The following is a 4146-nucleotide window of genomic DNA, read 5'->3' on the forward strand; positions in this document are numbered from 1 at the left end:
GGGTGGCCTTTTTGCGTTTTTGTCCGTTAAAAAACCCTCAAGCCTTCCCGGCCCAGATACGGTAAACTAGCCCCGTTTTTGTCTCAGGAAAGCGTCTCATGAATCATTCTCTAAAGCCCTGGAATACCTTCGGGATCGATTGCTGCGCGCAACAGATTGTTTGCGTCGAAAATGCCCATCAATTACAACAAACCTGGCAGCAGGCGACCGAAAATCAGCAGCCGGTGCTGATCCTGGGAGAGGGGAGTAATGTACTCTTCCTGGAAGACTACGCAGGTACCGTCATTGTGAACCGAATCAAAGGTATTACGGTTCAGGAAAATACGACAGCATGGCATCTGCATGTTGGGGCAGGAGAAAACTGGCATAAACTGGTGCAGTTTACGCTGGAAAACAACATCCCGGGTCTTGAGAACCTGGCATTAATTCCGGGTTGCGCGGGCTCTGCGCCGATACAGAACATCGGTGCCTATGGTGTGGAGTTCAGACAGGTATGTGAGTATGTTGACTGTATCGAGCTGGCGACGAAAAAAGAACAGCGCCTGACTGCGCAGGAATGTCGGTTCGGTTACCGCGACAGCATCTTCAAACATGAATATCAGGATCGCTACGCCATCGTTGCAGTTGGTCTGCGATTAGCAAAAGTCTGGCAGCCGGTACTGACGTATGGTGACCTGACACGGCTTGATCCGCATCGCGTCACTCCACAACAGGTATTTGATTCCGTGTGCCAGATGCGTATGTCAAAACTACCCGATCCAAAAGTGAACGGGAATGCCGGGAGTTTCTTCAAAAATCCGGTAGTAAGCGCTGAACAAGCGCAGGACTTGCTGACGCGTTTCCCGACGGCACCTCATTATCCTCAGCCTGATGGCAGCATGAAGCTCGCTGCTGGCTGGTTGATCGACCAGTGTCAGCTTAAAGGTAAACAAAAAGGCGGCGCGACGGTACACCGCCAGCAGGCTCTCGTACTTATTAATGAAAATCAGGCAACGAGCGATGATGTCGTTGCGCTGGCACATTACGTACGCCTGCAGGTTGGCGAGAAGTTCAATGTCTGGCTGGAGCCTGAAGTCCGTTTTATTGGCAGTACCGGCGAAGTTGATGCCGTGGAGAAAATTGCGTGAAAGACAACACCATTCCATTGATGCTTATATCGCTACTCTCTGATGGCGAATTCCACTCGGGTGAGCAATTAGGAGAATGCCTGGGGATGAGTCGGGCAGCAATTAACAAGCATATCCAGACATTGCGGGACTGGGGCGTGGATGTTTTCACCGTACCAGGAAAAGGATATAGCCTGCCGGAGCCCATACAGCTTCTTGATGAAGCACTGATCCACAGTCAGTTGCAAGAGGGTGATGTCACTGTACTGCCGGTCATCGATTCGACCAACCAGTATCTCCTGGACAGAATGAGCGAGCTACAGTCGGGTGATGCCTGCGTTGCGGAGTATCAGCAAGCAGGGCGAGGGCGCCGCGGCAGAAAATGGTTTTCTCCCTTCGGCGCCAACCTGTATCTGTCGATGTACTGGCGACTGGAGCAGGGGCCTGCGGCGGCTATCGGCCTGAGTCTGGTGATTGGTATTGTGATGGCTGAAGTACTGCAAAGCCTGGGGGCCGATCAGGTGCGGGTGAAATGGCCGAACGATCTCTACCTGAATGATCGCAAACTGGCGGGTATTCTTGTCGAATTAACGGGAAAAACTGGTGATGCGGCACAGCTTGTCATCGGGGCGGGGATAAACCTTGCCATGCGCCGTGTAGAAACAGATGTGGTTAACCAGGGATGGATTATTTTGCAGGAAGCCGGAATTACCCTTGATCGTAATATTCTGGCAGTACGCCTTATTAAAGAATTACGTGGTTCGCTGCAACTTTTCGAACAGGAAGGGTTAGCCCCCTGGCTGCCTCGCTGGGAAAAATTGGATAACTTTATCCATCGCCCTGTTAAGCTGATTATTGGCGATAAAGAAATTTATGGTATTTCTCGCGGAATAGACGCTCAGGGTGCGCTTTTGCTTGAACAGGATGGTGTTGTTAAGCCATGGATGGGCGGCGAAATATCCCTGCGAAGCGCAGAGTAAAATAAAGGGAGCGCCAGCTCCCTTTATTTATTTCCGCAGACGAACCTGCTCGACAGAGTGGTTAGCGCTTTTGGTCAAAATTAAACTGGCGCGCTCACGAGTCGGAAGAATGTTCTCTTTCAAATTCAGAAGGTTGATTTCATTCCACAAGGAGGTTGCAATATTTACGGCTTCGTCCTTACTTAATTTCGCATAGTTATGAAAGTAAGAGTCAGGGTCAGTAAATGCCCCTTCGCGGAATTTAAGAAAACGATTGATATACCAGCTTTTAAGTAACTCTTCTGGCGCGTCAACATAGATCGAAAAATCAACAAAATCAGAAACAAAAACATGATGTGGATCGTGCGGATAATCCATCCCACTTTGCAGGACATTTAATCCTTCAAGAATAAGTATATCCGGTTGAGCCACCGTTTTATCGCCGTCAGGAATAACGTCATAAATCAGATGGGAGTAAACCGGTGCGGTAACGTTTGTCGCCCCGGATTTCAGATCCGAAACGAATTTGACTAAACGGTGCATATCATAAGAAAGAGGGAATCCCTTTTTCTTCATTAATCCTCGTTCTTTCAGAACGGCGTTAGGGTGCAGGAAACCGTCAGTTGTAATCAATTCAACACGCCGATGCTCCGGCCAGCGACTCAATAGCGCCTGCAACACACGGGCAGTGGTGCTTTTCCCGACAGCCACGCTTCCCGCAATGCTGATGATATAAGGTATGCGTTGTCCGTTAGTCCCCAGAAACTGTTCCAGCACTGCCTGACGACGCAAGTTGGAACTGATATAGAAGTTCAGCAGACGTGACAGTGGTAAATAGATTTCAGCCACTTCTTCCAGCGAAAGATCTTCGTTGATGCCTTTTAACCGCGTAATTTCGCCTTCGGTCAATGTCATAGGAACGGAGTCACGAAGAGCAGCCCACTGGCTACGGTTAAACTGTAAGTAGGGTGTCATTAACGCTTGCTCTTTTTTTCTCATAAGCATGTTCTCGTCGCCACAGAGAGTGCTGTGAAAATGTGGCGCGTCACATTCAGTTAATCAGGACAATGGGCAGGAGGGTAACACCAGATGGGGCCGAACAATAAGAAAAAATCTATTCAATCGATGCATTAGCAATGAAGCTTCGCTTCTGGATGCTTATATATCGCTGCCCCATAGCAGGCGGCAAAAGGGTCCGAACGCCCGCATAGCAAACTTGTCGGGATCGCTCCTGAAGGGAGCGGGAAAGTCGATGTTTTCGCCAGTCACCAGAAGGCCAGACATCAGGGGCAGGAAATTTGTGCTAGTTATTATTCTGTGGAGGGCGCAGGAGATACAGCGGCACTGGCAAAAAGCCGGATTTTTATTCTCTGCTGGCTGAAATTACATCGTTTTTTGCTGTTGGCGCACAAAATGTGAGCGATAGAACGTTTTATGCAAATTTTTAGTTGCATGAGCTCGCAGGTCTCCCTAGAATGCGCGCTACTTGATGCCGACTTAGCTCAGTAGGTAGAGCAACTGACTTGTAATCAGTAGGTCACCAGTTCGATTCCGGTAGTCGGCACCATCAGGTGGGGTTCCCGAGCGGCCAAAGGGAGCAGACTGTAAATCTGCCGTCATCGACTTCGAAGGTTCGAATCCTTCCCCCACCACCACTTTCTGGCAGCGTTATCGCCGCCTGAGCTGGTAAAAAATTATTCAGCTCAAACATAAAAGAGAGAAATCTCTTTTTTGTTACAGAAAGAACTGGGTAGCCGAGTTTCAGGATGCGGGCATCGTATAATGGCTATTACCTCAGCCTTCCAAGCTGATGATGCGGGTTCGATTCCCGCTGCCCGCTCCAGACGTGCTGATATGGCTCAGTTGGTAGAGCGCACCCTTGGTAAGGGTGAGGTCCCCAGTTCGACTCTGGGTATCAGCACCACTTCACTTCTCCTCCCTGTTTCTCTCTGTAAACATGTAAATGCATTCAACGATTCAGGCATATTGCCTGGTTGATGTGGTGGTATCACCGATTTATCCGTGTCTTAGAGGGACAATCGATGTCTAAAGAAAAGTTTGAACGTACAAAACCGCACGTT

3 protein-coding genes and 4 tRNA genes are annotated in these 4146 nt (G+C 49.3%); 6 read left to right on the forward strand and 1 reads right to left on the reverse strand.

Features of this window, described 5'->3' with window-relative positions:
* Positions 1–98 precede the first annotated feature (98 nt).
* Both murB and birA read left to right on the forward strand, forming a co-directional pair.
* Positions 99–1127: a UDP-N-acetylmuramate dehydrogenase gene (gene murB / locus GTGU_RS18470; protein WP_038160571.1), complete on the forward strand. Its 1029-nt coding sequence runs from the start codon at positions 99–101 to the stop codon at positions 1125–1127.
* Entirely contained in the window at positions 1124–2086 is a 963-nt protein-coding gene (gene birA / locus GTGU_RS18475) for a bifunctional biotin--[acetyl-CoA-carboxylase] ligase/biotin operon repressor BirA (protein ID WP_038160574.1), read from the forward strand. The genes murB and birA overlap by 4 nt, the downstream gene beginning before the upstream one ends.
* 27 nt (positions 2087–2113) lie before the next feature.
* On the opposite strand, the gene coaA is transcribed toward birA, so the two are convergent.
* On the reverse strand, positions 2114–3064 hold the full coding sequence (gene coaA, locus GTGU_RS18480; protein WP_038160577.1) for a type I pantothenate kinase: 951 nt from the start codon (positions 3062–3064) through the stop codon (positions 2114–2116).
* Positions 3065–3556: 492 nt separating this feature from the next.
* On the opposite strand from coaA, the gene GTGU_RS18485 reads away from it, so the two are divergent.
* The 4 genes from GTGU_RS18485 (at position 3557) to GTGU_RS18500 (ending at position 3989) form a co-directional block, all read left to right on the forward strand.
* A tRNA-Thr gene (locus tag GTGU_RS18485) sits at positions 3557–3632 on the forward strand.
* A gap of 3 nt (positions 3633–3635) precedes the next feature.
* Positions 3636–3720, forward strand: a tRNA-Tyr gene (locus GTGU_RS18490).
* Between the two features lie 113 nt (positions 3721–3833).
* Positions 3834–3908, forward strand: a tRNA-Gly gene (locus GTGU_RS18495).
* 5 nt (positions 3909–3913) lie between these two features.
* Positions 3914–3989, forward strand: a tRNA-Thr gene (locus tag GTGU_RS18500).
* Positions 3990–4146: the final 157 nt, after the last annotated feature.

Origin of the sequence: Trabulsiella guamensis ATCC 49490, from assembly GCF_000734965.1 — a bacterium.
Taxonomy (GTDB): domain Bacteria; phylum Pseudomonadota; class Gammaproteobacteria; order Enterobacterales; family Enterobacteriaceae; genus Trabulsiella; species Trabulsiella guamensis.